The organism is Bradyrhizobium sp. USDA 3650, assembly GCF_054057395.1.
Genome location: NZ_JBSRZG010000001.1, coordinates 879,838 through 906,240, shown reverse-complemented (window position 1 = coordinate 906,240; position 26,403 = coordinate 879,838). Strand labels below are relative to the sequence as shown.

The 26,403-nt window shown below is 64.5% G+C and carries 24 protein-coding genes and 1 pseudogene; 13 read left to right on the top strand and 12 right to left on the bottom strand.

Annotation, left to right across the window (positions count from 1 at the left end; all coding sequences use genetic code 11):
- The first annotated feature begins 26 nt into the window (after positions 1–26).
- The 3 genes and pseudogenes from ACVIN2_RS04475 (at position 27) to ACVIN2_RS04465 (ending at position 4,732) form a co-directional block, all read left to right on the top strand.
- Positions 27–2,160, top strand: a pseudogene (locus ACVIN2_RS04475) (type I secretion system permease/ATPase).
- Positions 2,147–3,601, top strand: coding sequence for an HlyD family type I secretion periplasmic adaptor subunit (locus ACVIN2_RS04470; RefSeq protein WP_456764647.1), 1,455 nt, complete (start codon positions 2,147–2,149; stop codon positions 3,599–3,601). The pseudogene ACVIN2_RS04475 and the gene ACVIN2_RS04470 overlap by 14 nt, the downstream one beginning before the upstream one ends.
- A 165-nt stretch (positions 3,602–3,766) precedes the next feature.
- Positions 3,767–4,732 (top strand): tripartite tricarboxylate transporter substrate-binding protein, encoded by a 966-nt coding sequence (locus tag ACVIN2_RS04465; protein ID WP_456764646.1) that lies wholly within the window; start codon positions 3,767–3,769, stop codon positions 4,730–4,732.
- 159 nt (positions 4,733–4,891) lie between these two features.
- Here the strand turns inward: ACVIN2_RS04465 and ACVIN2_RS04460 are convergent, their stop codons facing one another.
- From ACVIN2_RS04460 to ACVIN2_RS04450, 3 genes are all read right to left on the bottom strand, one after another.
- Positions 4,892–6,754, bottom strand: coding sequence for an ABC-F family ATP-binding cassette domain-containing protein (locus ACVIN2_RS04460; RefSeq protein ID WP_456764645.1), 1,863 nt, complete (start codon positions 6,752–6,754; stop codon positions 4,892–4,894).
- A 71-nt stretch (positions 6,755–6,825) separates the two neighbouring features.
- Positions 6,826–6,999, bottom strand: coding sequence for a hypothetical protein (locus tag ACVIN2_RS04455; RefSeq protein ID WP_456764644.1), 174 nt, complete (start codon positions 6,997–6,999; stop codon positions 6,826–6,828).
- Positions 7,000–7,215: 216 nt separating this feature from the next.
- Complete coding sequence (locus ACVIN2_RS04450) at positions 7,216–7,467, bottom strand: sulfur globule protein precursor (RefSeq protein WP_247286380.1); 252 nt, start codon at positions 7,465–7,467, stop codon at positions 7,216–7,218.
- A 310-nt stretch (positions 7,468–7,777) separates the two neighbouring features.
- Here ACVIN2_RS04450 and ndk point away from each other — a divergent pair, with 310 nt between their 5' ends.
- Complete coding sequence (gene ndk / locus ACVIN2_RS04445; RefSeq protein WP_456764643.1) at positions 7,778–8,200, top strand: nucleoside-diphosphate kinase; 423 nt, start codon at positions 7,778–7,780, stop codon at positions 8,198–8,200.
- 44 nt (positions 8,201–8,244) lie between these two features.
- Positions 8,245–9,105 carry a TerC family protein gene (locus tag ACVIN2_RS04440; protein WP_456764642.1) on the top strand — a complete coding sequence of 287 codons (861 nt, stop codon included), beginning with the start codon at positions 8,245–8,247 and terminating at the stop codon, positions 9,103–9,105.
- 59 nt (positions 9,106–9,164) lie between these two features.
- On the opposite strand, the gene ppx is transcribed toward ACVIN2_RS04440, so the two are convergent.
- The 4 genes from ppx to ACVIN2_RS04420 all read right to left on the bottom strand — a co-directional run bounded on the left by ppx (position 9,165) and on the right by ACVIN2_RS04420 (position 14,317).
- Positions 9,165–10,667: an exopolyphosphatase gene (ppx, locus tag ACVIN2_RS04435; RefSeq protein ID WP_247816116.1), complete on the bottom strand. Its 1,503-nt coding sequence runs from the start codon at positions 10,665–10,667 to the stop codon at positions 9,165–9,167.
- Between the two features lie 15 nt (positions 10,668–10,682).
- A complete protein-coding gene (locus ACVIN2_RS04430; protein ID WP_456769641.1) occupies positions 10,683–12,875 on the bottom strand; it encodes an RNA degradosome polyphosphate kinase in 2,193 nt (730 codons plus the stop codon).
- Positions 12,876–13,003: 128 nt separating this feature from the next.
- Positions 13,004–13,681 carry a chromosomal replication initiator DnaA gene (locus ACVIN2_RS04425; RefSeq protein WP_456764641.1) on the bottom strand — a complete coding sequence of 226 codons (678 nt, stop codon included), beginning with the start codon at positions 13,679–13,681 and terminating at the stop codon, positions 13,004–13,006.
- A gap of 93 nt (positions 13,682–13,774) precedes the next feature.
- Complete coding sequence (locus ACVIN2_RS04420) at positions 13,775–14,317, bottom strand: CDP-alcohol phosphatidyltransferase family protein (protein ID WP_027517558.1); 543 nt, start codon at positions 14,315–14,317, stop codon at positions 13,775–13,777.
- Between the two features lie 155 nt (positions 14,318–14,472).
- Here ACVIN2_RS04420 and purM point away from each other — a divergent pair, with 155 nt between their 5' ends.
- Positions 14,473–15,546, top strand: coding sequence for a phosphoribosylformylglycinamidine cyclo-ligase (gene purM, locus ACVIN2_RS04415; protein ID WP_456764640.1), 1,074 nt, complete (start codon positions 14,473–14,475; stop codon positions 15,544–15,546).
- A gap of 14 nt (positions 15,547–15,560) precedes the next feature.
- The gene (purN, locus tag ACVIN2_RS04410) at positions 15,561–16,214 is read left to right on the top strand and encodes a phosphoribosylglycinamide formyltransferase (RefSeq protein ID WP_456764639.1); all 654 of its coding nucleotides are present in this window, start codon (positions 15,561–15,563) and stop codon (positions 16,212–16,214) included.
- Between the two features lie 96 nt (positions 16,215–16,310).
- On the opposite strand, the gene ACVIN2_RS04405 is transcribed toward purN, so the two are convergent.
- The gene (locus ACVIN2_RS04405) at positions 16,311–16,517 is read right to left on the bottom strand and encodes a cold-shock protein (protein WP_007591938.1); all 207 of its coding nucleotides are present in this window, start codon (positions 16,515–16,517) and stop codon (positions 16,311–16,313) included.
- A 379-nt stretch (positions 16,518–16,896) separates the two neighbouring features.
- Between ACVIN2_RS04405 and ACVIN2_RS04400 the strand changes: the two genes are divergently transcribed.
- Positions 16,897–18,042 carry an autotransporter outer membrane beta-barrel domain-containing protein gene (locus ACVIN2_RS04400; protein WP_456764638.1) on the top strand — a complete coding sequence of 382 codons (1,146 nt, stop codon included), beginning with the start codon at positions 16,897–16,899 and terminating at the stop codon, positions 18,040–18,042.
- Between the two features lie 79 nt (positions 18,043–18,121).
- Here ACVIN2_RS04400 and ACVIN2_RS04395 read toward each other — a convergent pair whose 3' ends face one another.
- Positions 18,122–19,162, bottom strand: coding sequence for a LysR family transcriptional regulator (locus ACVIN2_RS04395; protein WP_456764637.1), 1,041 nt, complete (start codon positions 19,160–19,162; stop codon positions 18,122–18,124).
- Between the two features lie 71 nt (positions 19,163–19,233).
- Here ACVIN2_RS04395 and ACVIN2_RS04390 point away from each other — a divergent pair, with 71 nt between their 5' ends.
- The 5 genes from ACVIN2_RS04390 to ACVIN2_RS04370 all read left to right on the top strand — a co-directional run bounded on the left by ACVIN2_RS04390 (position 19,234) and on the right by ACVIN2_RS04370 (position 22,789).
- Complete coding sequence (locus ACVIN2_RS04390) at positions 19,234–19,851, top strand: hypothetical protein (RefSeq protein WP_456764636.1); 618 nt, start codon at positions 19,234–19,236, stop codon at positions 19,849–19,851.
- A complete protein-coding gene (locus ACVIN2_RS04385) occupies positions 19,838–20,458 on the top strand; it encodes a GNAT family N-acetyltransferase (protein ID WP_007591919.1) in 621 nt (206 codons plus the stop codon). Before ACVIN2_RS04390 ends, ACVIN2_RS04385 begins: the two co-directional genes overlap by 14 nt.
- A gap of 25 nt (positions 20,459–20,483) precedes the next feature.
- Positions 20,484–21,047 (top strand): isochorismatase family protein, encoded by a 564-nt coding sequence (locus tag ACVIN2_RS04380; RefSeq protein WP_456764635.1) that lies wholly within the window; start codon positions 20,484–20,486, stop codon positions 21,045–21,047.
- A 30-nt stretch (positions 21,048–21,077) separates the two neighbouring features.
- Positions 21,078–21,248 (top strand): hypothetical protein, encoded by a 171-nt coding sequence (locus ACVIN2_RS04375; protein WP_007609402.1) that lies wholly within the window; start codon positions 21,078–21,080, stop codon positions 21,246–21,248.
- 158 nt (positions 21,249–21,406) lie between these two features.
- Positions 21,407–22,789 (top strand): aspartate aminotransferase family protein, encoded by a 1,383-nt coding sequence (locus ACVIN2_RS04370; RefSeq protein WP_456764634.1) that lies wholly within the window; start codon positions 21,407–21,409, stop codon positions 22,787–22,789.
- 190 nt (positions 22,790–22,979) lie between these two features.
- Here ACVIN2_RS04370 and rnd read toward each other — a convergent pair whose 3' ends face one another.
- The 3 genes from rnd to ACVIN2_RS04355 all read right to left on the bottom strand — a co-directional run bounded on the left by rnd (position 22,980) and on the right by ACVIN2_RS04355 (position 26,396).
- Positions 22,980–24,131 (bottom strand): ribonuclease D, encoded by a 1,152-nt coding sequence (gene rnd / locus ACVIN2_RS04365; RefSeq protein ID WP_456764633.1) that lies wholly within the window; start codon positions 24,129–24,131, stop codon positions 22,980–22,982.
- A gap of 351 nt (positions 24,132–24,482) precedes the next feature.
- Positions 24,483–24,908: a hypothetical protein gene (locus ACVIN2_RS04360; protein ID WP_456764632.1), complete on the bottom strand. Its 426-nt coding sequence runs from the start codon at positions 24,906–24,908 to the stop codon at positions 24,483–24,485.
- A 156-nt stretch (positions 24,909–25,064) separates the two neighbouring features.
- Positions 25,065–26,396 (bottom strand): extracellular solute-binding protein, encoded by a 1,332-nt coding sequence (locus ACVIN2_RS04355; RefSeq protein ID WP_456764631.1) that lies wholly within the window; start codon positions 26,394–26,396, stop codon positions 25,065–25,067.
- Positions 26,397–26,403: the final 7 nt, after the last annotated feature.

Genomic DNA, 26,403 nt, shown 5'->3' with positions numbered 1-26,403 from the left:
TGGCGGCATCGGCCCGGAGAACGCTCATGACGACCAACGCGGTCTCCGCCGATACGGGGCTCGATGCGTTGCTGACGCTGCTGCATCTGCAAGGTGTTGCGGCCGATCGCGAGCAGCTCAGGCACCGGCTGGGCGCGGCAAGCTTCGGCGCAGCGGATATTGTCCGCTGCGCCAGGTCTCTCGGACTTAAAGCCCGGACTTATCGCACACAGTGGAGCCGTCTGCCGGACACCCCGCTGCCTGCGATCGCAATGCTGCGGGACGGCGGCTTCATGGTCATCGCAAAGGCCTCCGCCGACAAGGTGCTGGTACAGTCCCCGGAGGCGCGGCGCCCGGTGCTGATGGATCGCGACGAGCTGTGCGCGATCTGGGACGGCGGCTTGATCCTGATGGTCCGGCGCGCCGGCCTGTCCGACCTCGGCCGGCACTTCGATATCACCTGGTTCATCGGCGCGATCGGCAAATACCGGCGGCTGCTGGGCGAGGTGCTGGCGGCTTCGTTCTTCCTCCAGCTTTTTGCGCTGGTCTCGCCGCTGTTCTTCCAGGTTGTGATCGACAAGGTTCTGGTGCACCGCTCGCTGTCCACGCTCGACGTCCTCGTCATCGGCCTCGTCGTCGTCTCCCTGTTCGACACCGTGCTCGGGATCCTGCGCAATTACCTGTTCGCACACACGACCAACCGCATCGACGTCGAGCTCGGGGCCCGCCTGTTCCACCATCTGCTGGCGCTGCCAATGGCGTGGTTTCAGGCCAGGCGCGTCGGCGATTCCGTGGCGCGGGTCCGGTGAGCTCGAGAACATCCGCAATTTCATCACCAGCTCGTCACTGACGCTTCTCATCGACCTGGTCTTCACCTCGGTGTTTCTGGCAGTGATGTTCGCCTATTCGGCGCAGATGAGCTTCATCGTGCTGGCATCGTTCCCGTTCTACATCGCGATCTCGGCTGTGGCGACGCCGCTGTTTCGCCGCAGGCTGGACGAGAAATTCCGCCGTGGCGCCGAGAACCAGGCCTTCCTGGTCGAGAGCGTCAGCGGCATCGAAACGCTGAAGGCGATGGCGGTCGAGCCGCAGATGCAGCGTCGCTGGGAAGAGCAGCTCGCCGGCTATGTCTCCGCGAGCTTCGGTGTCACCAGTCTCGGCAACACGGCAAGCCAGCTGGTGCAGCTCGTCAGCAAGGTCGTTACCGCCGCCATTCTCTATGTCGGAGCCAGACTGGTGATCGGTGACGCATTAACGGTCGGCGAGCTCGTGGCCTTCAACATCTTCGCGGGGCGGGTGTCGGCCCCGGTGCTGCGGCTCGCGCAGGTCTGGCAGGATTTTCATCAGGCGCGACTGTCGATCGCGCGGCTCGGTGACATCCTCAACAGCGCGGCGGAGCCGGCTTACTCCGCCGCCCGCGCGGGGCTGCCGCCGATCCGGGGCAACATCCGCTTCGAGCACGTGTCTTTCCGCTACCGGCCCGATGGGCCGGAGATCCTGCACGATGTCTCATTCGATATTCCAGCCGGACAAACCGTCGGCATCGTCGGATCGTCCGGTTCGGGCAAAAGCACCTTCGCCAAGCTGGTGCAGCGGCTCTACGTTCCACAAGGCGGCCGCGTGCTGGTCGACGGAATGGATCTGATGACGACCGACCCGGCCGGGCTCCGTCGGCAGATCGGAATCGTGCTCCAGGACAACATGCTGTTCAACCGGTCCGTGCGCGACAACATCGCGCTGGCCGATCCAAGCCTGCCGATGGACCGCATCATCGACGCGGCGAAGCTGGCGGGCGCGCATGATTTCATTCTGGAACTCCCCGAGGGCTACGATACGATGGTCGGCGAGCGCGGCTCGACGCTCTCGGGCGGGCAGCGCCAGCGCATCGCGATCGCCCGCGCGCTGGTAGGCAATCCCCGGATCCTGATCTTCGACGAAGCCACCAGCGCGCTCGACTATGAAAGCGAGCGGATCATCCATGACAACATGAAGGAGATCGCGAAAGGCCGCACCGTCCTGATCATCGCGCACCGTCTGTCCACCGTCCGCGGCGCCGATCGCATCTTCACCCTGGAACGCGGCCGTCTGGTCGAGGATGGCACGCATGATGCGCTGATCAAGACCGGCGGCCGCTACGCCGCCCTGCATCGTCTCCAGGGAGGCATTTATGAGGTCGGCTAGCACTGTGCCGGCCGCTCGGCCGGAGCAGACCGTGATCCCGTTCCGGAATGGAAAGGGCCGGCGCGCCGAGGAAGTCGCCTTCTTGCCGGCGGCGCTGGAAATCACGGAAACACCGCCATCGCCAATCGGCCGCGCCATCGCAATGACCCTGATGCTGCTCGTCTGCGCGGCGCTGGCCTGGTCGGCCTGGGGCACGATCGACATCGTGGCCTCCGCAACCGGCAAGGTCGTGTCGAGCGGGCGAAGCAAGGTGGTCCAGCCGTTCGAGACCGGCGTGGTGCGCGCCATTCACGTGCAGGACGGGCAATCGGTCAAATCAGGCGACCTGCTGATCGAGCTTGATCCGACGGTGAACGCCGCAGAGCGCGATCGTCTGCACGACGATCTGATGGCCGAACGGCTCAATGTCGCGCGCCTCCGCGCCGCATTGGCGAGCGGCGAAGAGGTGTCCGCCGATCTCGTCGTACCAGAGGACGCCGATCCCATGCTGGTCGCGACGCAACGGCAGCTCCTCGCCAATCAGGTCAGCGAGAACAGGGCCAAGCTCGCGGCGCTGGCACGTCAGGAAGCACAGAAGGAGGCCGAACATCAGACGATTGCGGCGACGATTCACAAGCTTGATGCGTTGCTGCCGGTCACCCAGCAGCGTGTCGAGATCCGCAAGACGCTGATGGAAAAGGAGATCGGCTCGAAGCTGACCTACTATGAGACCCTCCAGCTCCAGATCGAGCAGCAGGAGGAGCTTCGCGTCCAGAGCAGCCGCTTGAAGGAGGCCGAGGCGGCCGTCGCCGCGATCCGGGAGACCCGCATCCAGGCCTTGGCGGAGTACAGGAAAAGTCTCTCCGACGAGCTTGCCAAGAGCGAACAGAAAGCCAATGGCGTCGCGCGCGATCTGATCAAGGCGCAGCAGAGGACGAGGCTTCAGCAATTGACGTCGCCGGTCGACGGCGTCGTGCAGCAGCTCGCGGTCCACACTGTGGGCGGCGTGGTCACGCCCGCGCAGTCGCTGCTGGTGATCGTGCCGACCGATACGCGGCTCGAGATCGAGGCGATGATCTCCAACCGCGATATCGGATTTGTCGAGGCCGGGCAGGGCGCTGCCATCAAGATCGACACTTTCAATTTCACCCGCTACGGGCTTCTCGCAGGCCGGGTCCTGAGCGTCTCGCAGGACGCCATCATCCGCGACCGGCCGCAGGAGCGCGGGAGCGACCGTGCGCTCGGGGCGCAACGCGACAGCAGCGAGCCCAGCGGGCAGGAGTTGAGCTACAGCGCCCGCATCTCGCTCGATCGCAGCCAGATGCAGGTGGACGACCGCCTCGTCAATCTGTCCCCGGGGATGGCGGTGACCGTCGAGATCAGGACCGGTTCGCGCACGATCCTGAGCTATCTCCTGTCGCCCCTGCAGCGCTATCGGCACGAGATCATGCGGGAGCGCTAGTTCCCGCATGTTGCCGACGAAGCTTCGTGAGGCGCGCTGAGGACCGATCAGGCCTTCGGCAGCTACACCATGCCGCGGACGCTCCACCCCTGATGAAGTCGTTTTCGTGTGGCCGCGCAGCCTGGAATGCGTACATAGGAGCAAGCAAAAAATTTGGAGGAAAGCATGCGGCTCATTGCCCTCGTATCGGCTCTGGTCCTGCCGTTTGGCGCGGCGCTCGCCCAGGACTATCCAGTCAGGCCGGTCACCATGCTGGTCCCATTCGCCGCCGGCGGACCTACGGACACCATTGCTCGCCTGACCGCGGCAGGCATGGCGAAATCGCTCGGCCAACAGGTCATCGTGGAGAACGCGCCCGGCGCCGGTGGCACCATCGCCACGACCCGTGCCTCGCGAGCCCAGCCCGACGGATACACGCTGCTGATCCATCATGTCGGCCTCTCGACCGCCGCCACACTGTACCGCAACCTCAGCTATGACACGAAGACGGCCTTTGCGCCGATCGGGCTTGTGACCAATGCGCCGATGACGATCATCGCGCGTCCGGATTTTCCGGCCGACACGCTGAAGGAATTGGTCGCCTACGCCCAACAGCAGGGCGACAAATTGACCTATGCCAATGCCGGACTCGGAGCGGCGTCGCACCTCTGCGGCATGCTGTTCATGACGGCGATCCAGAAGCAGCTCACCGCAGTGCCCTACAAGGGCAACGGCCCCATCATGAACGATCTTCTCGGCAGGCAGATCGATCTCACCTGCGACCAGGCGACGAATACCACCGGCCCGATCATGTCGAAGCAGGTCAAGGCCTATGCGATCACCACCAGGGAGCGGCTGAAGAGCCTGCCCGATCTGCCGACGGCCGACGAGGCCGGCCTCAAAGGGTTCGAGCTTGGTGTCTGGCACGGCATCTATGCCCCCAAGGGGACACCGCCGGCGGTCGTTCAGAAGCTGACCGCGGCGCTCCAGTCCGCCCTTAGGGATCCCACGCTGATCGCCCGGTTCAACGACATCAACACGGAGCCGGTCCCGCAGGAGAAGGCGACGCCGGAGGCGCTGGCCGCGATGCTCGCGAGCGAAGTCGACCGCTGGGCGCCGATGATCAAGGCAGCCGGCCAATTCGCGGACTGAGCCATTTCTGCTCGATTCGTGCCGACATCGCTGCGTGAGCGGGCCGAGTTAGCGCGGTAAAGAACAGTCCATTCAACAGCTAATCACCGGGTAGCAAAATACCGGTACTGTGCATGGGGTTGTTTTTGCGATTTTGATGTCGGCCCGGTCGTGGAGGCTTCAACCCGCCGCTTCGTCGAACTGCGTGCTCGCCTCGAGCCACTGCTCTTCCGCACGCGCCAGCGCATCGGCCGCATTGGCGCGTGCTTTCGACAGTTGCGCGGCCTGCCTGGGGTCGCGGGTGAAGATGTCGGGCAGGGCCAGCGCAGTGTCGATCTTGCTGATGATCGCGCTGACGCGGGCGATCTCGGTTTCGGCTTCCGCGATACGCTTCTTCAGCGAGCCGCGATTGTCCGATCTCGGACGCTGCGGCTTCTCGCTCGCCGCGTTGCGCTCGCGCGGGGCGGGCTCGCCATTGCGCGCGGACAGCACCAGCCGGCGATATTCGTCGAGGTCACCGTCGTAATTGGTCACGGTGCGGTCGGCGACGATCCAGAGTTGATCGGCGCAGGACTCGATCAGATAGCGGTCGTGCGAAACCATGATGACGGCGCCGGGGAATTCGTTGATGGCTTCCGCAAGCGCGGCGCGGCTGTCGATGTCGAGATGGTTGGTCGGCTCGTCCAGGATGATCATGTTGGGGCCGAAGAAGGTCGCAAGTCCCAGCAGGAGCCGCGCCTTCTCGCCACCCGACAATTTTCCAACCTTGGTGTCGGCCGCTTTGCCGGAGAATCCGATGGCGCCGGCGCGTGCGCGCACCTTGGCCTCAGGCGCTTCACCCATCAGCTTGCGGACGTGGTCGTAGGTCGAGGCATCCTCGTTCAATTCGTCGAGCTGGTGCTGCGCGAAATAGGCGATCGACAGCTTGTCCGCGCGGGTCACCTTGCCCGAGAACGGCGCGAGGCGGCCGGCGAGCAGTTTCACAAGGGTCGACTTGCCGTTGCCGTTGGAGCCGAGCAGCGCAATGCGGTCGTCATTGTCGACGCGCAAGGTGACGCGGTTCAGCACGGGCGTGTTCGGATCGTAGCCGACCACGACGTTGTCGGCGGCGATGATCGGCGGCGACAGGATTTTCTCCGGCGCGGGAAAGCTGATCTCGCGCACATCCTGGGTGACCAGCGCCGTGATCGGCTTCAGCCGCTCCAGCATTTTCACACGGGACTGCGCCTGGCGGGCTTTCGAGGCTTTCGCCTTGAAGCGGTCGACGAAGGCCTGCAGGCGCGCGCGTTCGGCTTCCTGGCGCTTGACCGCTTTGGCATCGAGCATCTCGCGCATGGCGCGCTGCTCCTCGAAGGAGGAGTAGGTGCCTTTGTAAAGCGTGAGTTTGCTGCGATCCAGATGCAGGATCTGGTCGACCGAGCTTTCAAGGAGATCACGGTCGTGGCTGATCACGATCACCGTGCGCGGGTAATGCGCGAGGTGATCCTCCAGCCACAGCGTGCCTTCGAGGTCGAGATAGTTGGTGGGCTCGTCGAGCAGCAACAGGTCGGGAGCCGCGAACAGCGTTGCGGCAAGCGCGACGCGCATGCGCCAGCCGCCGGAGAATTCGGCGCAGGGGCGGAGCTGGTCGGTGGCCGAGAAGCCGAGGCCTGAGAGGATGGCGGCGGCGCGGCTCGGTGCCGAATGCGCGTCGATGTCGACCAGCCGGGTCTGGATCTCGGCGATCCGGTGCGGGTCGGTCGCGCTCTCGGCCTCGGTGAGCAGCGCGTCGCGTTCGAGGTCGGCCTTGAGTACGACCGAGATCAGGCTCTCGGGGCCGTTCGGCGCTTCCTGCGCCAGGCTGCCGACGCGCCAGCGGGGCGGCAGGGTCACCGTGCCGTGCTCGGCGGCGAGCTCGCCGCGGATCACCTTGAACAGGGTCGATTTGCCGGTGCCGTTGCGACCGACCATACCGACACGGGATCCGGGCGTGATCTGCACGGAACTCTGGTCAATCAGAAGGCGTCCGGCGAGGCGGATGGAGAGGTCGGTGATGGCAAGCATGCGGCCTTGTCACCGCACCCGCGATCAAACGCAACCCGTTTTTCCGTGTCCGCGAGCCGGTGCTCGTCAACTCAGTGCGAATCGCGCTCGCGCTGCTTCAGCTCATTGAGGAGTTGCTCGAGGTGCGTCGGCAGCCTGGATTCGGGCCGCAGGCTCTGCTGGAGCCGTTCGCCCACCGCGTCGCGGATCGAGCGGCTGGTGCGCCGGTCGATTTGCTCGCTGTCATCGGCGAAAAGGCTAACCATCGCGGGGTTCCGTGTTCTCAAAGAAGCAACACGGTACCAAGTCCTTGGCCCCCAAATGGTTTCGCCACTCGCGGCGATTGCGCGGCATTCTAGCAAAAATTGTGTGAAGCCACGCAACACCCCCTCTGAACACAAAGCCCCGGCGCTGGGGACGCCGGGGCTTCGCTTGGAAGGTACCTTGGGGGCTCAGGTATCTTTGGAAAGGTGCTGTCGGGCTCAGTAGCAGCGGTTGATCATCCGCCAGCGGGGTCCCCAGGGGGTCGGGACCAGCCGGCGCACATAGCAGCCGCCATAGCCGTAGGAGACGGGGCCGCCGGCATAGAAGCGCGGTCCGCCCCAGCCGTGATGCCAGCCACCGCCGCCGCCATGACCCCAGCCGCCATGCCAATGAGCGGACGCGGAGGTCGGTGCCAGCGCGGCACCAAGCGCGACCGCGGCGACCGCGGCGAGCGAAAGTTTCCTCAACATGGTGATCTCCTCAAAACTGCCGGCGCGGGGCTATCGCGTCGATGGAAAGGCCGCCGAAACGGTCCGCCTCGGGCAGAGGCTTTGGTTTCGATGGACCTGAGGTTATCCGAGCGAGGCTGAACCAAACCCTGACGAGGCCTTCAGATTGGGTTCATTTGGGTGAAATCGTCGTAATCCAGGTTGGAATTCGGGCCGCTGGCCCGCGGCGAAGCGCCCGCGAGTCGGTTTTGGCGGTCGCTTGCCGTATGGCGAAGGCGCCGATATAAGCCCGGCAACTCCGAACCACCGTTTTCTCTTCAGGGACAAGATCATGGCCATCGAACGCACCTTCTCGATCATCAAGCCCGACGCCACCGCGCGTAACCTCACCGGGGCGGTTAACGCCGTGATCGAGAAGGCGGGCCTGCGCATCGTCGCGCAGAAGCGCATCCGCATGAGCAAGGAACAGGCCGAGACCTTCTATGCGGTCCATAAGGCGCGCCCCTTCTTCGGTGAGCTCGTGGACTTCATGACCTCGGGGCCCGTGGTGGTCCAGGTGCTGGAAGGCGAGGGTGCCGTCTCCAAGTATCGCGACGTGATGGGGGCGACCGATCCGTCCAAGGCGGCTGACGGCACCATCCGCAAGCTCTACGCAAAGTCGATCGGCGAGAACTCCGCGCACGGTTCGGATGCGCCGGAGACCGCCGCGATCGAGATCGCGCAGTTCTTCTCGGGCAACGAGATCGTCGGCTGATCCGTCAGCCGATCAGGTAACGAGACGCGGCGAAAGGACGTAGTGTGAACTGGCTCTGGCAGATCTTCGATCCCGCTACGATCGGGGCATTCTTCACCCAGTTCCGCGTTGAGATGGCCGAACCGACCTTCTGGGTCGCGGTCGGCAAGATCATCTGGATCAACATCCTCTTGTCCGGCGACAATGCGCTGGTGATCGCGCTCGCCTGCCGCGGCCTCAAGCCGCGGCATCGGCTGTGGGGCATGATCCTCGGTGCCGGCGCCGCGGTGCTGCTGCGGATCATCTTCACGGGCATCGTCGCGAGCCTGATGGAGCTGCCGTACCTCAAGCTGGTCGGCGGTCTTGCGCTGATCGTGATTGCGGCAAAGCTGCTGGTGCCGGAACAGGAGGACGAGGACGGCGTCGAGTCGGCTTCGCATCTGTGGCAAGCCGTGCAGATCGTCGTCGTCGCCGACATCGTCATGAGCCTGGACAACGTCATTGCGGTGGCCGCGGCCGCCAATGGCAGCGCGCCCCTGCTGGTGCTCGGCCTTGCCATCAGCGTGCCCTTGATCGTCGCCGGTGCGGCGCTGATCATGGCGCTGCTCGCAAAGCTCCCGGTGCTGGTGTGGGCCGGCGCGGCGCTGCTCGGCTGGATCGCGGGCGAGGTGATCGCGACCGATCCCGGCATCGCGCCGAGGCTGCACGCGCTGTTCGACGGTCCGTTCGGCGCCTCGCTGGACAACATGCTCGGCGCCTTGCGCATCCCGCCGCAATTCGGCCATGGCGGCGGAGGCGGCGAATATCTCTGCGCAGCTCTCGGCGTCGTCGTCGTGCTGGTCGTCGGCTCCATCTGGCGCCGCCGCAGCATGAGCGCAGCCGCGCTGGAGTCCTCCGAGCGCCACGCCAAGGCCTCGGCGGAATAGATCTATCTTTTGAGCATGATCTTTTCGGAAAAGCGCTTCAGGCTTTTCCGGATCATGCGCTACCGCCGGACGATCGAGCCGGCGCGGTTGATCAGCCGGGCGAGCGCGCGGAAGCGGCTGCCGACGCGGTCCGCGACGAGATCGCCGAGGCGGTGCTCGAACACCAGCAACAGCTTGCGGCCCACGCTGCGGAAATGCGTCGCGGGCAAGACGCCCGGACGCGCTGCCGAGATCAAATGCGCGACGCGGAAGGCCGCGCCCAGCAGGCGGGCGCGTTCGAGTTGCGCCGGCGTCAGCAACTCCTGCATGGCGACCGGCGGCTGGTTCTCCTCGCTCAGGCCCGCATAGCGATAGAACACGGACAGGCCGACGAAGGCGCGCTCGGTGTGGGTGATCGCGCCGAAATTGCCGTTGACGACCAGGCTCAGCGTCTGCTCGCCGCGATGGTCGGGATGCACGCGCCAGCCGATGTCGGACAGCAGGCACGCGGCGTGGCGCAGGCGGCGGTCCTCCTCGGTCTCGCGCAGCTTCACCACACGCGCGAGGCGGTCGGTCCAGGCGATCAGCTCGCGCGCGTGCTTTGCCGAACGCGACAGCAGCTGGTTCAGCTCCTCGGCCGCGCAGATCAGTCCGTCCTTGTTGCGTTCGGACTCCGGCAGCTTCTCGTGCAGCAGGCCCTCGCGCACGCCGAAGGTCGAAAACACGATGGTCTTCGGCTTCGCCACCCGGATGATGTGCTCGAGCACCAGTGCCGCATAGGTGAGGAGCGGGCGGCGGGCATCGGCGACGATCTCGATGTCGGCGAGCATGCCGGCGGCCGCAAGCCGGCGGAGACGACGGGAAAAATCGAGCGCCTCGGCCGCCGAAATCGAATAGCCGTGCATCACCTGGAGCGGATAGCCGCTCTGGATGATGTGGATGCGCGCAAGCGCGCGCCAGGTGCCGCCGACGGCGTAGAAGCTGCGGCCGCTCCCTGCCTTGAGCTGCGGCACCCCGTCGAGCGCTTCGCGCACGATGCGGTCGGCGCGTTTCAGGGATTTATGCGCGAGGTCCTGCAGCGCGAGCCCGCCGAGCGGCAGCGTCACGCCGCTGCGCACGGTGTTTTTGCGCACGTCGATCAGTTCGAGCGAGCCGCCGCCGAGGTCGCCGACGATGCCGTCGGGATGATGGATGCCGGAGATCACGCCGAGCGCCGACAGCCGCGCCTCGCGCGGGCCCGACAGGATCTCGATCTTCACCGCGCAGATGCGCTCGGCCTTCGCGATGAAGTCGGCGCCGTTGGAGGCGTCGCGGCAGGCGGCGGTCGCAATCGCAAACACCCGTCCGACCTGCATCACCCGGCACAGCGCACGGAAGCGCTTGAGCGAGGTCAGCGCCTTGTCGACGGCGTCGGGCGCAAGCAGTCCCGTGCTCTGCACCTCGCGGCCGAGCCCGCACAGCGTCTTCTCGTTGAAGATCGGAATCAGGCTCCGCGTCAGTCCCTCGTAGACGACGAGACGGACCGAGTTGGAGCCGATGTCGATGACCGCGACGCTCGAGCCGCGCTTGCGCGGCCGCTTCACGTCGACGATCCCGGATCAGGATTGATGACGTTCATTACGGCGCGTGAGGCGGCGCGGCGAGGATTCCTTGAGCGACTTACCACGGCCAGACAGACTCGGATTTGTCATGAAGTAGTTGTGGACGTTGAAAGGCTCCTCGCCCTTCGCGGTCTTCATACGCGTTGAGGACCCGTCCGGCAACAATTGCCAGCTCTGTTCATTGTCCTTGAGATTCGCGACCATGATCTGTTCGAGAACCTGCTGATGCACCGTGGGATTTTGCAGCGGACACAGCACCTCGACGCGGCGGTCGAGATTGCGCGGCATCATGTCGGCCGAGGAGATATACACAGCCGCTTTCGCGCTCGGCAGGCCCTGGCCCATGCCGAAGCAGTAGATTCGGCCGTGTTCGAGGAATCGTCCGATGATCGACTTGACGCGAATGTTCTCCGACAGTCCGGGAATGCCGGGCCGCAGGCAGCAGATACCGCGCACCACGAGCTCGACCTGCACGCCGGCCTGTGAGGCCTCGTAGAGCGCGTCGATGATGTCGGGATCGACCAGCGCGTTCATCTTCATCCAGACCGCACCGGGCCGGCCGTGCCGCGCATGCGCGGTCTCGCCCTGGATGTGCTCGATGATGCGCTTGCGCAGGGTCAGCGGCGAGACCGCCATCTTTTCCAGATCGCTCGGCGCGGCATAGCCGGTGATGAAGTTGAACACGCGGGCAGCGTCGCGGCCGATGGTCGGATCCGAGGTGAAATAGGAGAGGTCGGTGTAGATGCGCGCTGTCACCGGGTGGTAATTGCCGGTGCCGGTGTGGACGTAAGTTGTGAGGCTGCCGCCCTCGCGGCGCACCACCATCGAGAGTTTTGCGTGCGTCTTCAGTTCGAGGAAGCCGTAGACGACCTGCACGCCGGCGCGCTCGAGGTCGCGCGCCCAGCGGATGTTGGCCTCCTCGTCGAAGCGAGCCTTCAGCTCGATCAGCGCGGTGACGGATTTGCCGGCTTCGGCAGCTTCCACGAGCGCGCGCACGATCGGCGAGTTGCTGGAGGTGCGGTAGAGCGTCTGCTTGATGGCGACGACGTCGGGGTCGCGCGTCGCCTGCTGGAGAAACTGCACCACGACGTCGAAGGATTCGTAGGGGTGATGGACGACGAGGTCCTTCTGCCGGATCGCAGCGAAGATGTCGCCGCCTTGCTCGCGGACGCGCTCGGGATGGCGGGGCACGTAAGGGGTGAATTCCAGGTCGGGCCGGTCGAGGCGGGTGAGCTGCGAGAGCTCGTTCATGGCGAGCACGCCATCGACCAGGAACACCTCGTCGTCCGCGGTCGACAGCGCGTGCTGCACGAAGCTGCGCAGCTGCTCCGGCATCTTGGCGTCGATCTCGAGCCGGATCACCGAGCCGCGGCGGCGGCGCTTCAGCGCCGTCTCGAACAGGCGGACGAGATCCTCGGCCTCTTCCTCGATTTCGAGTTCGGAGTCGCGGATGACACGGAACGCGCCCTGGCCATGCAGATTGTAGCCGGGGAACAGGCGGTTGATGAACAGCGCGGTGGCCTGCTCCAGCGAGATCAGCCGGACCACCTTGCCGTCAGCCGGCAGGCGGATGAAGCGGTCGATCTTGCCGGGCATGCGGATCAGCGCGTTCATCTGCTTGCCGTCGGCGGCGCGCGTGAGCTGGAGCGCGATGGTGAAGCCGAGGCTCGGAATGAACGGGAAGGGGTGGGCCGGGTCGATCGCGAGCGGAGTCAGCAGCGGGAACACGTTGCTGAGGAAGTAGTCCTCGACCCAGGTTCGTTCCGCCTTGGTGACTTCCTTGCCCTCGACCAGCACGATGCCCTCGTCGGCGAGTGTCCCGCGCAGGTCGCGCCAGATTGCCTGCTGGTCGGAGGCAAGCTGCGAGACGGTCCTGTTGATGAGCGCGAGCTGCTCGGACGGGGTCAGACCGTCGGGGCTGCGCTCGGCAATGCCCTCGCGCACCTGGGCCTTGATGCCGGCGACGCGGACCATGAAGAACTCGTCGAGGTTATTCGCTGAAATCGACAGGAATCGCACCCGCTCCAGCATGGGGTGGCTGGGATTGACCGATTCCTCCAGGACGCGGCGGTTGAAGTGCAGCCAGGAAAGCTCGCGATTGATGAACCGCTCGGGGCTCGATGCGATCGCCGGCGGGCCTTCGGCCTCCGGGGCTTTTTCTTTAATTTCAACAGCTTGCGCAGAGTCCATCAGAAGTCGATCCATCCAGTTCGCCCCAATTTGCGACTTAGCCGCAAAACCCGCGGGAGCATGTGTTAGAGCGATGACGTTTCGATGACATTGATGTTCCGCCGCCCGGCCGCGTCAAGCCGCCTTGGTCAGACATCCCGGAGCAGCTCGGCCGCCAGGGCCCTTGTGACGGGACGGCCGAGGCGCAGGGCCTCGCTGTCCAGCAGGTCGACTGCCCGTCGGGCGGCGACCGAGGACCGCTCCACGCGAGTGGCGAGGTAGCTGACCACGCTCTCGTCCACCGCGAGCTGGCGGTCGGCGCAGAATTTGACGATCAGGCCGCGGAAGAGCTGATCGTCAGGCGGCAGCAGCGAGATAACGGGGACGGCGCGGAGCCGCGAGCGCAGGTCGGCAAGCTCGATCTCGAGAGAAGCGGGCGCCTCGCGTCCGGTGAAGAGGACGTAGGCGCCGTCCTCGCGGGCCAGATTCATCAGATGGAACAGGGCGCGCTCGTCGAATTCCCTGGCCTTGGGGTCCTCGACCACCAGCGCGCCGGTGGCGAGCGCAGCCGGGACGGCTTCGGCGGTCAGCCCATTGGCCGTGGTCGAGCGGGCGCCCGATGCCTCGGCCCAGATCGCGGCGAGATGGCTCTTGCCGCTTCCTTCCGGGCCGGCCAGCCACATGATCCGGTTCGGCCATTCCGGCCAGGCGTCGACCAGCGCAAGACCGGCGGCATTGACGGGGCCTTCGAGGAAATTGTCCCGGCTCAGGCTCTCCGCATGCGGAAGCGAAAACGCCAGTTGTCGGGGATGAACGCGGCCTGGCACGCTTGCTTTGCTCCATGCCGGCGTGCCGGCTTCGTTTGACGAGATGCGACTTCATCGAGCGGGAGTTGGCCTTTTACGGGGCCGCTTCCCAACTCACTTGGCCTCGATCGTGCTCATGTGCCGCAACCACTCAACGAGATAGAGCGACACGGAGGAGAGCGTGAAGATCGTGACGAGGCCCATCAGGATGATATCATAAGGACCGGCTTTGAAGCCGAAGGCGAGGGCGGCCAGCACCAGCGCTGCGAACGCCACCTGGGCCACAGTGTTGAGCTTGGATACCTTCGAGGGCTTCATCTCCACAGGGCGGTCGAACAGCCACGATATGATCACGGCGGCGACGATCATGATGTCGCGCGAGACCACCAGGATGACGATCCAGCGCGGAATCGCGCCCCAGATGCCCAAGGCCATGTAGATCGAGACCAGCAACGCCTTGTCGGCGAGCGGGTCGAGCAAGGCGCCGAGCTCGCTCGTCATGTTGAAGCGCTTGGCAAGGAAGCCGTCGACCGCGTCGCTGATGCCGGCGATCAGGAAGACGGCGAACGCCACCTCCATTTGGCTCGACACGATGGCCCAGACGATGATCGGGACCAGCATGATGCGGCCCAAAGTAATGATGTTCGGTATACTCACACGGCGCTTCCCGGCACCCGGCCTGACCTCGAATTCGGCCCTTTGGAGGCTGAACCGGTTGATATCTCTACATAGTATACGGAGGCGCGCCATGCGAGCCATTGCGCGTCCCCGGAATTCGACGTAACCAGCCGCAAACCCACTGGAAATCGGGCATGACCGACCGCAAAAACGGCCTCACTTACGCCGATTCAGGCGTCGATATCGACGCGGGCAACCGCCTGGTCGACCTGATCAAGCCAATGGTGCGCGCAACCGCGCGGGCCGGCGCCGACGCCGAAATCGGCGGATTTGGCGGCCTGTTCGACCTCAAGGCGGCCGGTTTCAAGGATCCCATCCTGGTGGCCGCGACCGATGGCGTCGGCACCAAGGTCAAGATCGCGATCGAGACCGGGCTGCATGGCGGGATCGGCATCGACCTCGTCGCCATGAGTGTCAACGACCTCGTGGTGCAGGGCGCCGAGCCGCTGTTTTTCCTGGACTATTTTGCCTGCGGCAAACTCGATCCGGAGGCGACCGCGTCGATCGTCGCCGGTGTCGCCGAAGGCTGCCGGGAATCCGGCTGCGCCCTGATCGGCGGCGAGACGGCCGAGATGCCCGGCCTCTACAAGGACGGCGACTACGACCTCGGCGGCTTTGCCGTCGGCGCCGCGGAGCGGGGCACGCTCTTGCCGCGCAAGGACATCGCCGCCGGCGATGCCGTGATCGGGCTCGCCTCGTCGGGTGTGCACTCCAACGGTTTCTCGTTGGTGCGCAAGATCGTGGAACAATCCGGCCTCGGCTTCGGGGCGCAGGCGCCGTTTGCGCCCGTCATGACGCTCGGCGGCGCGCTGCTGACGCCGACGCGGCTCTACGTCAAATCTTGTCTGCGGGCGATCCGCGAGACCGGCGCGGTGAAGGGGCTTGCCCACATCACCGGCGGCGGCTTCACCGACAACATTCCGCGCGTGCTGCCGAACCATCTCGGTGTCGGTATCGATCTGGCGCGCCTGCCGGTGCTGCCGGTGTTCAAATGGCTGGCAGCCCAAGCCGGCATCGCCGAGCTCGAAATGCTGCGGACTTTCAATTGCGGGATCGGCATGATCGCGATCGTCGAGCCGGACAAGGTCGACGAGGTCGTGGAGACCTTCACTGACGCCGGTGAGACCGTCGCACAGCTCGGTACCGTGATCCCGGCTGAGGGCGAGCACCGCGTCGTCTATAACGGCCATCTCGACCTGGCGCTGTAATGACCGGCGCTGTGATGAAACGCCGTGTCGCCATCCTGATTTCCGGCCGCGGCTCCAACATGGCCGCGCTGATCAAGGGCGCGGCTGCGCCGGATTTCCCGGCGGAGATTTCGCTCGTCATCTCGAACAAGGCCGACGCGCAGGGGCTGGAAAGCGCCAAAGCGAGCGGCGTGAAGACGCTGGTGATCGAAAGCAAGCCGTTCGGCAAGGACCGCGCCGGCTTCGAGAAGGTGCTGCAAGCAGCGCTCGATCAGCACGGCATCGAGCTGATCTGTCTCGGCGGTTTCATGCGGCTGTTCACGGCTGAATTCACAAAAGCCTGGTACGGGCGGATGCTCAACATCCATCCCTCGCTGCTGCCGTCGTTCCCCGGTCTCGACCCGCACGGCCAGGCCTTGCGCGCCGGCGTCAAGCTGTCTGGTGCGACGGTGCACTTCGTCATCCCCGAGACCGACGCCGGCCCAATCGTGATGCAGGGCGCGGTTCCCGTCAGCGACCACGACACGGCGGACACGCTGTCGGAGCGTATCCTCGAAGTCGAGCACCGCATCTATCCCGCAGCACTGAGCCTGCTCGCGACCGGCAAGGTCCGGATCGAGGGCGATGTGTGCAAGACCGCAGGCAGCGGGCCGTCGGAGAATTTTCTGGTTGCGCCGTTGGTGCGGTGAAGCGCCGTCGCACTCGGAATACTTCTCATCCCAAACAAAAACCCCCGGCAGAGCCGGGGGCAGCGTCATGATCCCTCGCGCAGACCGCGAGAGAAATCAGGAGACCTTGAGGTTCTCCGCGGATGCTTTGCCGCGGTTCTCCACGAGGTCGTATTCAACCACCTGGTTTTCATTGAGGGTGGAGAGTCCGGCGCGCTCGACGGCGGAGATGTGGACGAAGACGTCCTTGTCACTGCCGTTCGGCTTGATGAACCCATATCCCTTGGTCGGGTTGAACCATTTGACGGTGCCCTTTTGCGGCATCCTCAGTCTCCTCCGCTAGATACAAAAACGACGCGGCCGCTTTTCGCGTGCCACGCCACAAACGGGCTTCCGGTAGTCTGTTCGAGTCTTGAGTCTCAATGTCGCGAAACGCACAGTCGAGCGGCCAATTCCGATTGTGTCCGATATTGCAACATGAAAATCGCCCGTTAGCAAGCCGCGCGCGAATTTCAAGTCCGGGCCCGGTGTCGTCATCTGCAATTTACGACCTGTGGCCGGGGAACCACAATCGAGGGCAATCGCCTTGGCGATGAGGTCTGGACCGATTGACCCTCGGGGGCAGTTCAGCACAAATCGTCGCACGCAGTGCGGCGCGTGTTGCATTTTTGCGCGCCGCCATTTTGCTTTGGGATTCATCGTCATGCGCTGCACATTGCAGCTTTCCAGGACGCGGCGGGTGATTGGCGGAGACCGGGTTCGTCGGACGGCGGCCAAGGTCGCGAGTGCCATCGTGCTTGGCTTGGTGACGACGGCTGCTCCCGTTCTCGCTCAGGTCGCGCCGCCGCTGCCACCGCCACCGCCACCGCCTCCCACGCCGTCGGCCACCTCCACCAATTACGACCAATCGGCCGGCAACAGCGCGCTCAATCTCGGGTCGAATTTCCTGGAGCGGCTCGGAAACCAGGCATCTGGCGGCGTCAACCGGGCGTTCCGGACCAATCCCGGCGGCGGCGGCGCATCGGCCGGCGCGGAAGATCCGCGCTACCGAACCTGGTTCGAGAGCTACGGCATCTCGGTCCGGACCGATGCGCAAGGAGATTTCGTCGGCGACAAGCGGAAGACCTTTGGCGGTGTCGCAGGCTTTGGCGCGCGGCTCGCACCGCGCGTCAATCTCGGCTTCTCCGTCGACCAGAGCCACACCGACATCGACGTGCCGCTCGCGCTCCAGTCCGCGACGCTGGACCTGACGCAACTCGGCTTCAGCGGCTCCGTCGACAAGGGCCCGTGGACCTGGGCTTTCGCGCTGGTGCACGGTTTCGGCAAGGTCCGCTCCAGCCGGGATACCGGCCTGGGCCTTGCGACCGCGGGTTATCGCGCCGCAGTCGACGGCGCGCTGACCGAGATCAGCTATTACTGGACCAAGGACCAGATGCGCATCGTGCCCAAGGGCGCACTGGAATATGTCCGCGCCACCAGCGTCGCGTTCCAGGAGGTTGGCGGCCTCGATCCACTCAATGTCGGCTCGACGGCGCTCTCGCGCGCGCGCGTCATGATCGGAGCCGAGATCGGACGCTACTTCATCTTCGACCAGAAGATCCTGGACCTGTCCGCCTACGGCAAGTTCGTCGACAATTTCCATCAGAACCTGGGATCGGTGCAGGTCAGCCTCGGGACCCAGAGTATCGTCGTGCCCGGCATCGGCGAGAGCCGCTACGGCATGGATGCCGGCGCCTCGGCCTCGCTCAGCCTGACCAACACGGCGCGGCTCTACGTCAACTATGACGGCAAGTTCCGCAGCGAGCTGACGTCGCACCAGGGCACGGTCGGCTTCGAATATCGGTGGTGAGGCGAAGCCTGCCCACGTCCGCCCAGAGCGGGATCTGGAAAACCGCGAAGCGGTTTTCCGAAGAGATCATGTTCAAGCTTCAAGTCGGCATTGCCGCGACATAACCCGTCAATCCAAAGCCCTCGCGCGCGGCCGTCATCATCGGCGCCAGCGCGTTCGGGTGGATGAACTCGTCGCGGAAACAGGGATGGATCTTGGGATCGAAGATCTTCTTCAGCCAATCGACCACGATCTTGTGGCGCTCGGAGGCGCGGAACTCCTTGTGATAGGTGAGCCAGAGATCGGCGTGGTGGCTGACGCCGAGATCGACGGCAACGAGCGGGGCGCCAAGCGCGATCGAGACCGTCGGCAGGAACCCGATGCCCGCGCCGCGCTCCACCGCATAGAGCACGCCGACCGAGGAATTGGTCTTGATCCCGACGATGCCCTCGAGCGACTTCAGTCCGAGCACGCGGGCGTAGGCGCCGTCGTCGACCTGCGGGGCGCTCTGCTTGATGATGCGATGGTTCTTCAGCTCGGCCAGGCTCGCCGGCACGCCGTAGAGGTTTTCGTACTCCTTGGAGACGAAGGGATAGATGTGCAGCCGGCCGAGCTTGGCGACGATCAGATCGGGATTGGTCGGTGGCTCGAGCTGGATCGCGATATCGGATTCGAGCCGCGCGACGTCGGCCTGTTCCATCGCGCAGCGCAGGTCGACGGTGATCTTGCGATAGGTCTTCTGGAAGTCGATCAGTCGCGGCAGGATCCAGAAATTGCCGGGGCCTTCCGTCACCGCGACGCGCACGGTGCCTGACATGTCGTTCGACGATCGCGAAGCACGCCGGAACACGTTGAAGGCATGACGCTCCATATGCGCGACGTCGGCGATCATCGCGCTGCCTTCGTCGCTGAGCGTGAGCCCGCTCTGGTCGCGCAGGAACAGCTTGCAGTCGATGCTCTCTTCGAGCCGGTCGATCCTGCGCATCAGGGTGGTGGAGGTGAGCCCGAGCTCATCAGCGGCGTTGCGGAAACTTTTATATTTTGCGCAAGCTAAAAACAGTTTCAAATCGTCCCAGGACATATCCAGGGCTTCTTCACGGTGCTGCATCACCGCAGCACCCCGGTGCAATAACTGTTGCATACGCCTGATCCCCAGCCGCTAAGCTCTTGGTCATAGCGGGGCACGAAAGCCGCAAACGATAGAGGGGTGACATGGCTATGGAAAGGGGCTCGTTTGCCGCAAGGCATGATTTCGACGCACTGCCGCTCAGTCCGGATGTCGACGTCCGTCGCGCCCAATTTTCCGAAATCGCCGCGCTTTCGCAGTTGGCGCACCGGCTGGTGCCGGGTGTTCGGATCGGGGCGGCGGAGCTTGCAAAATATTTCGCCTTCGATCCCGAGAGCATCCTGACTTTCAGCCGGAAGGGCAACCTCGTCGGCGGCATGGCCTTCCTGTTTCTCAACGATCACGGGCATGATGCGCTGCTGCTCGACGAGATCTGCCTCACCGCGCCGGAGACGCGCCATCTCGCGTCCGCGAAGGAAGACGTTTCCGCCATCTACATCTGGGCGATCGCGGCGACGGGGCGCGGCGTCGCCGGTCTCGGCAAGGCCGCGGCTCATCTGAGGCAGCTAAGGTTTCGCAACGCGGATTGCTATGCGCAGCCGTCAACCGTGGCCGGACGCGACATCATGAAGGCGACAGGATTCGAGCCTGTTCCAAGCTTCCAACCCGACCTCTGGTGCTACGAGCGGCCTTGGCATCGGCAGCCGATGCGCATGCCGGGCGCGATCATTCAAGCAAGGAGTTTTGCAGATGCACGGTACTAGGATTCCTCTCGCGAAGCCCGATTCCCGCGCCATCACCATTCGCCTCGCACGCGATCTCAGCGATCTCATGCTGGTCACCTCGATCCGCTCAGCCGTCTATCTCGCCGAGCAGGATTGCCCGTTCGACGAGGAGTTCGACGGCAACGACATGGTCGCTGCGCATTTCATCGGCTATGTCGGCAACGAGCCTGCGGGCTGTCTGCGAGTGCGGTTCTTCGGCGATTTTGCCAAGGTCGAACGACTTGCGGTGCGGCACCAATATCGGCGCTCGCGCGTCTCGTTCAAGCTGGTGCAGGCGAGCGTCGACTATGTGAAGCGCAAGGGCTTTCGCAAGATCTACGGCCAGGCGCAGGATCGGCTGGTCGACTTCTGGGCCCATTTCGGCGCCAAGCCGCTCGGCCACAATCGCAAGATCACTTTCTCCGACTTCTCCTACACGGAAATGCTGCTGGAGATCGAACCGGGCCCGGATGCCATTACGCTGGACAGCGATCCGTACGTGATCATCCGACCCGAGGGCGATTGGGACCGGCCGGGCGTGCTCGACGCCTCGGCAGGACGGGCCGTGACGTCGCCGCTGCGGGACGTCGCGCTCGCTGGCCGTTGAAACTGGTGCAGCTGCGCGCAAAACCATGCTGGTTTCCATCACCGACGATCCGCCGATCCTGGTCTGCGCGGATCTCCAGGCCGAATATCTGACCCCCGGCCGTCGCCACGTCATCCTCGACGGCGACGCCGCGACAGCGCGCTGCGTGGAACTGTTGACGTTCTGGCGCGCCAATCTCTGGCCGGTGATGCATCTGAAGCGCATCGCGCAGGCGGCCTGGTTCAATCCGGCATCCAAGCTGACCGATTGGATCGCGGAGGCGAAGCCGCGGCCTGGAGAAATGACGTTCGAGCACCCGCTGCCGTCGGCCTATAGTTCGTCGCGGTTTGTGGACTACATGTCCAATATCCGTAATGTCCGTTGCGTGCTCGCGGGTTTTTCCCTGGACGAAACTGTCTTGGCCACCGCCATCGACGGGTTTCACCGCAGTCATCGCTTCCAGGTAGTGGCCGACGCGGTGGCCTGCCGGCAGCCGGGGACCGGCGATGCTGCCGCCTACAAGCATGCGGTAGTGAATGTGATCGGGAATTTTGCTACAATCCAGTCCAGCGCCGAACTGATCAGAACCAGCGGCGCCGTTGCGGTGTAGGCGGCCGCGATCGACGGATGGAGTGGGACATTGTCACGGGGAGATCAGCTCGAGGAGCTGGCAAGCGACCTGTCGCGTGCCGCCGAGGCGGCGCGCCGTCTTGGTCTGCCCACGACGGTGTATCTGCTCTCGATGGCGCTGGTGGAGGTGCGGGAGGCCGCTGCCGCCGATAGCGATGGAAATGACGACGGCGCGGCGTGACAGCTGCCCGATGTGCGGCTTTGTGCAACGCTGCTGAGCGCTTGGTGCCGACGAATTGACGTTGCAAGTTTTGCGCGGTGGCAATAGCCAAGGAGCTGGATCATCGCGTGATGACGCTGGCCGCGCCGGCGACGTGACGCTTTCAAGGATGCCTGCAAATGTCCATGTTGCCCAATTCGCAAGAGGCCCGGGATGTGGCCTACCAGCTCCATCCCTACACCAACGCGCGCGCCCATCAGCAGGCCGGTCCCCTGGTGATCGAACGCGGAGAGGGCCCTTACGTGTTCGACGCCTCGGGCAAGCGCTATTTCGAGGCGATGGCAGGCCTGTGGAGCGTCGGGCTCGGCTTCAACGAGAAGCGGCTGGTCGAAGCCGCGCACAAGCAGATGCAGGCGCTGCCGTTCTATCACACCTTCTCCGCCAAATCGCACGGGCCCTCGATTGATCTCGCCGAGAAGCTGGTGGCGCTGTCGCCGGTGCCGATGAGCAAGGTCTTCTTCACCAACTCCGGCTCGGAGGCCAACGACACCGTTCTGAAGTTGATTGCCTATCGCTCCAATGCGCTCGGCCAGCCACAGCGCAAGAAGGTGATCAGCCGGATGCGCGCCTATCACGGCGTCACGATTGCGTCCGCCAGCCTCACCGGGCTGCCGAACAACCATCGGTCTTTCGACTTGCCGCTCCCGAACATCCTGCACACGGGCTCGCCGCATTTCTACAAGGACGGCGCGCCCGGGGAGAGCGAGGAAGCCTTCGCTACGCGGCGGGCCGAGGAGCTCGATGCGCTGATTCAGAAGGAAGGCCCGGACACGATCGCGGCGTTCTTCGGCGAACCGGTGATGGGCGCGGGCGGCGTCATCGTGCCGCCGGCGACCTATTGGGACAAGATCCAGAAGGTGCTGAACAAATACGACATCCTGTTGGTCGCCGACGAGGTCATCTGCGGCTTCGGCCGCACCGGCAAGATGTTCGGCTGCGAAACCTACGGCATCAAGCCCGACGCGATCGTGGTGTCCAAGCAGATCACCTCGAGCTATTTTCCGCTGTCGGCCATCATGATGAACGATCGTATGTTCGAGCCGATCGCCGACGAGAGCAACAAGATCGGCGTGCTCGGCCACGGCTTCACCGCGGGCGGCCATCCGGTCGGGTCGGCGATTGCGCTGGAGAATCTGAAAATCATCGAGGAGCGGGGCCTGGTTGCGCATGCCGCCGAGCTCGGTGGCTACATGCAAGGCAAGCTGCGTGAGCTCACCAGCCATCCGCTGGTCGGCGAGGTCCGCGGTGTCGGCATGATCGCTGCGATCGAGCTGGTGCTGGACAAGGCGCGCAAGACCGCGGCGGCGACGCCGGGCGCCGTCGGCGGCATGGCCAGCCGCATGCTGCAGGAGCGCGGCGTGATCTCGCGCAACATGCTCGACGCCATCGCAATCTGCCCGCCGCTGATCGTCACCAAGGCCCAGATCGACGAGCTGATCGCGGCGATTTCAGGTGTGCTGGACGACATGAAGCCGGAAGTCGCGAAGCTGACGCCGGCGTAAGGGAAGCGTTTCAACGCGAGCGGAGCGGCTCACCACACCCGCGGTGTCGTCCTGGCGAAAGCCAGGACCCATCACCACAGGGAGGGGTTTGGCGAAGATTGGTCGTTAGGTACGGCTACCGCCCGCCACGATAGATTTCGCGGTATGGGTCCTGGCTTTCGCCAGGACGACACCGGAGACGGATCGGGGCCTATTCCGCCCGCTGAACCCCGATCACGCGGCCTTTCTCGACCGCCAGCGCCAGCTCGCCGCGCTTCAGTTTCAGTGCGGCCTCGCCGAACAGCTCGCGGCGCCAGCCGCGTAGCGCCGGCACGTCGGCCTCGTCGTCGGCCGCGATCTCCTCGAGATCGTCGACGGTTGCAATCACCTTGCTGGCGACCGCATGGCGCTCCGCGGTCATGCGCAACAGCACCTTCAACAGCTCGACGATCGCGGCGCCATTGTTGTTGTTGCGCGGCTTTTCCAGCTTCGGCAGCGTGGCGTGATCCCGCGCCAGCCCGCGCTCGACGGCGGCGACGATGTCGGCGCCCCATTTGGATTTCTCAAAACCCTTCGGCACGGAGCGGAGGTTTGCGAGCTTCTCGATCGTATTCGGCGCGTGGGTCGCGATGTCGCTGACGGCTTCGTCGCGCAGCACGCGGCCGCGCGGCACGTCGCGGCTCTGCGCCTCCTGCTCGCGCCAGGCGGCGACCTCCATCAGGACTGCGAGGTCCTTGGGCTTGCGCACCCGCGTCTTGAGCCGTTCCCAGGCGCGCTCGGGGTGGAAGTCGTAGGTCTTGGGCGAGGTCAGGACCTCCATCTCGATCGAGACCCATTCGCTGCGCCGGCGCTTCTTGAGGTCGCCATCGAGCGCTGCGAAGACGTCGCGCAGATGCGTGACGTCGGACACGGCATAGTGCATCTGCTCCTTGGTCAGCGGCCGGCGCGACCAGTCGGTGAAGCGATGAGTCTTGTCCGGGCGGTGCCCGGTGACCTTCTCGACCAGCGCGTCGTAGGCGATGCTGTCGCCGTAGCCGAGCACCATGGCCGCGACCTGGGTGTCGAACACCGGGTGCGGGATGATGCCCGCCTGGTGCCAGATGATCTCGATGTCCTGGCGGGCGGCGTGGAACACCTTCAACACGCCCTCGTTGCCCATCAGCTCGAAGAACGGCTTGAGGTCAATGCCGGCAGCCAGGGTGTCGATGACGATCGCTTCCTCGGCGCTGGCCATCTGCACCACGCACAGCAGCGGGTAGTAGGTGGTCTCGCGCAGGAACTCGGTATCGACGGTAATGACGGGGTGCTTGGCCAGCCGGCTGCAGGCAGCCGCAAGGTCAGCGGTGGTGGTAATCAAATCCATGAACGGCCCATGACAAGTCCATCAGCCGTTCTGCCGAAAGCGCTGTGATGTCAAGGGGCTCGAAGCGAATTCGAGCCTTGCATTTGGGCCGGAATCGCATTTTCCGACGAAAATTCTATTCGTAGCGGACCCGCCGGGAGGGTTTGCGCGCGCAAGGCAGTGCCACCACGACCACGCACATGGCGACCAGCGCCAGCCCCAGGAACTCGAAAACCAACAGATCCACGGCAAAACCCCTCAGAAACATTGCTAAACTTGTCTGGGGTGCGTTGAGGGTCTGTTAATGCTCGTGGTTACCGGCGGGAGGGTGGGCCGGATGGTGGACGGGGGGTTAACGGGGGCTCTGGTGGATCAGTCAGTCGCCCCGGCCAAAGGCTCCGTCGGCGCGTCGACCCACTGAACTTTTTCGGATTTGAACCGGGCCCATTTGCTGAGGCCGTGCTCAGGATCGACCTTGAGGCGGTCGCCGATCAGTTTCGTGAGTTCGTCGTGACGTTGACGGTCTTCGGGCAGGGCGGGGTGGGTTTTGTGGGGAGTCTTTCCCTGCCGGTAGGTACTGTCCCACCGCAGCCAGATCTCCCAATCTTCCAGCACCAACGAAAGCAAATCCGGATCGATAGGGCTCAGCAGGAAGCGCGACGAGTAGTCGTCTCTCTCCGCGTCGAACTGCCTTTCGTAGACGTGCGGCTTTCCCAGATAGTCAGCAACGCCGAGTTCTGGCCCGTCGTAATATTTGTTGACGGTGTGGACGCGGTCCCAGATGTCTGTGCTCATCATGCCAGCATGGCAGGATCGATCGCATACCTCCAGTGTGCTGCGGAGAGGTGGCCTAGGCCTGACCGCCATTCTGTCGGCCAAGATGGTCTTTCAAGAAACGACTGCGGCGCCCCGCATGACGGAGCGCCGAGGCTTGTCGTGCCGATGTTGCCCGCCTTACGGCAGCTTCAGCGAGGTCTCCGCGTTGTACGGCTTGAGCGTCTCGTCGGCGGCCTTCTGGGCGGCGACGAGAGCCTCCTTCGGCTGCTTCTTGCCGTTGAGGACGAGCATCACCTCGTCCTCCAGCGTCTTGCGCACCGGCACGGTCTTGTAGGTCGCAAACCACGGTTTTGCGACGTCGAGCTGCTCGACGGCGGTCTTGGCGTCCGGGTTCTTGTTCAGGAATTCCACCATGTCAGGCGTCTTGTAGGCGGCCATGTTGGGGGCGAAATAGCCGGTGGCGCGGCTCCACCAGCCGCTCTTCTCGGGCGAGGTCATCCACTTGATCAGCGTCCAGGCGGCCTTCTGCTTGTCAGCTTCCTGGCCCGCCGGAACGATCAGCGAGGCGCCGCCGATCGGCACGGCGTTGCGGACGTTGCGCGGGATGAACGCGACCTTGTAGGCGAACTTGGCGTTGTCACGCACATAGGTCAGCGAGCCCGTCGAGAGCATCATCATCGCGGCATTGCCGGAAATGAAGGAGGTGCTGACGGCCGGGCCAGGCGTCGCGCCGGGCGGGTGAACCTTGTGCTTGGTGACGAGGTCGTTCCACCAGGTCAGCGCGCCCAGCATCGAGGGCGTGTCGTAGTAGACCTCGCCGCCGAACTCCTCGTTGTAGTAGCGCCCGCCATTGGTCATGGTGAGCGTTTCCATCATCCAGCCGCAATAATCGTAGGCGCAGGGGATCGCGATGCCCCATTGGATCACCTTGTCACCCTCGCGCTTGGTGAGCTTCTTGGCCCAGTCGGTCAATTCAGCCCAGGTCTGCGGCGGCTTGCTCGGATCGAGGCCCGCTTCCTTGGCCTTGTCGGCGTTGATGTAGAGCAGCGGCGTCGAATTATGGAATGGCACGCCGTAGACTGAGCGGTTGATCACCGCGTTGCCCTGCAGCGCCGGAAAGAACTGGCCCAGAAACTGCTCCTTGGTGGTGCCGTCGGCGGCGATCAAGGGATCGAGATTCGTGAGCTCGTTCTCGATCTGCATATCGAGCAGGAAGTTCGCCGACATGATCACGGCAGCCGGCGGCTTGCCGGCCTTGATCGAGGCGCGCGTCTTGATCAGCGTGTCGTCATAGGAGCCGGTGTAGACGGCGGTCGCCTTGATCGCGGGATGGGTCTCGTTGAATTCCTTGATCAGGGTGCCCATGTCGCGGGCGAGCTTGCCGTCGACGGGTACCGGGAAGAACAGGTCGATCTCGGTCGGGCCTTCGGCCAGCGCCGGAAAGGTGAGGGCGCTTGCCAAAGTGCCTGCGATGGCAAGGCCAAGCATGAGCCTGCGGGAAAACAGCATCGAGAAA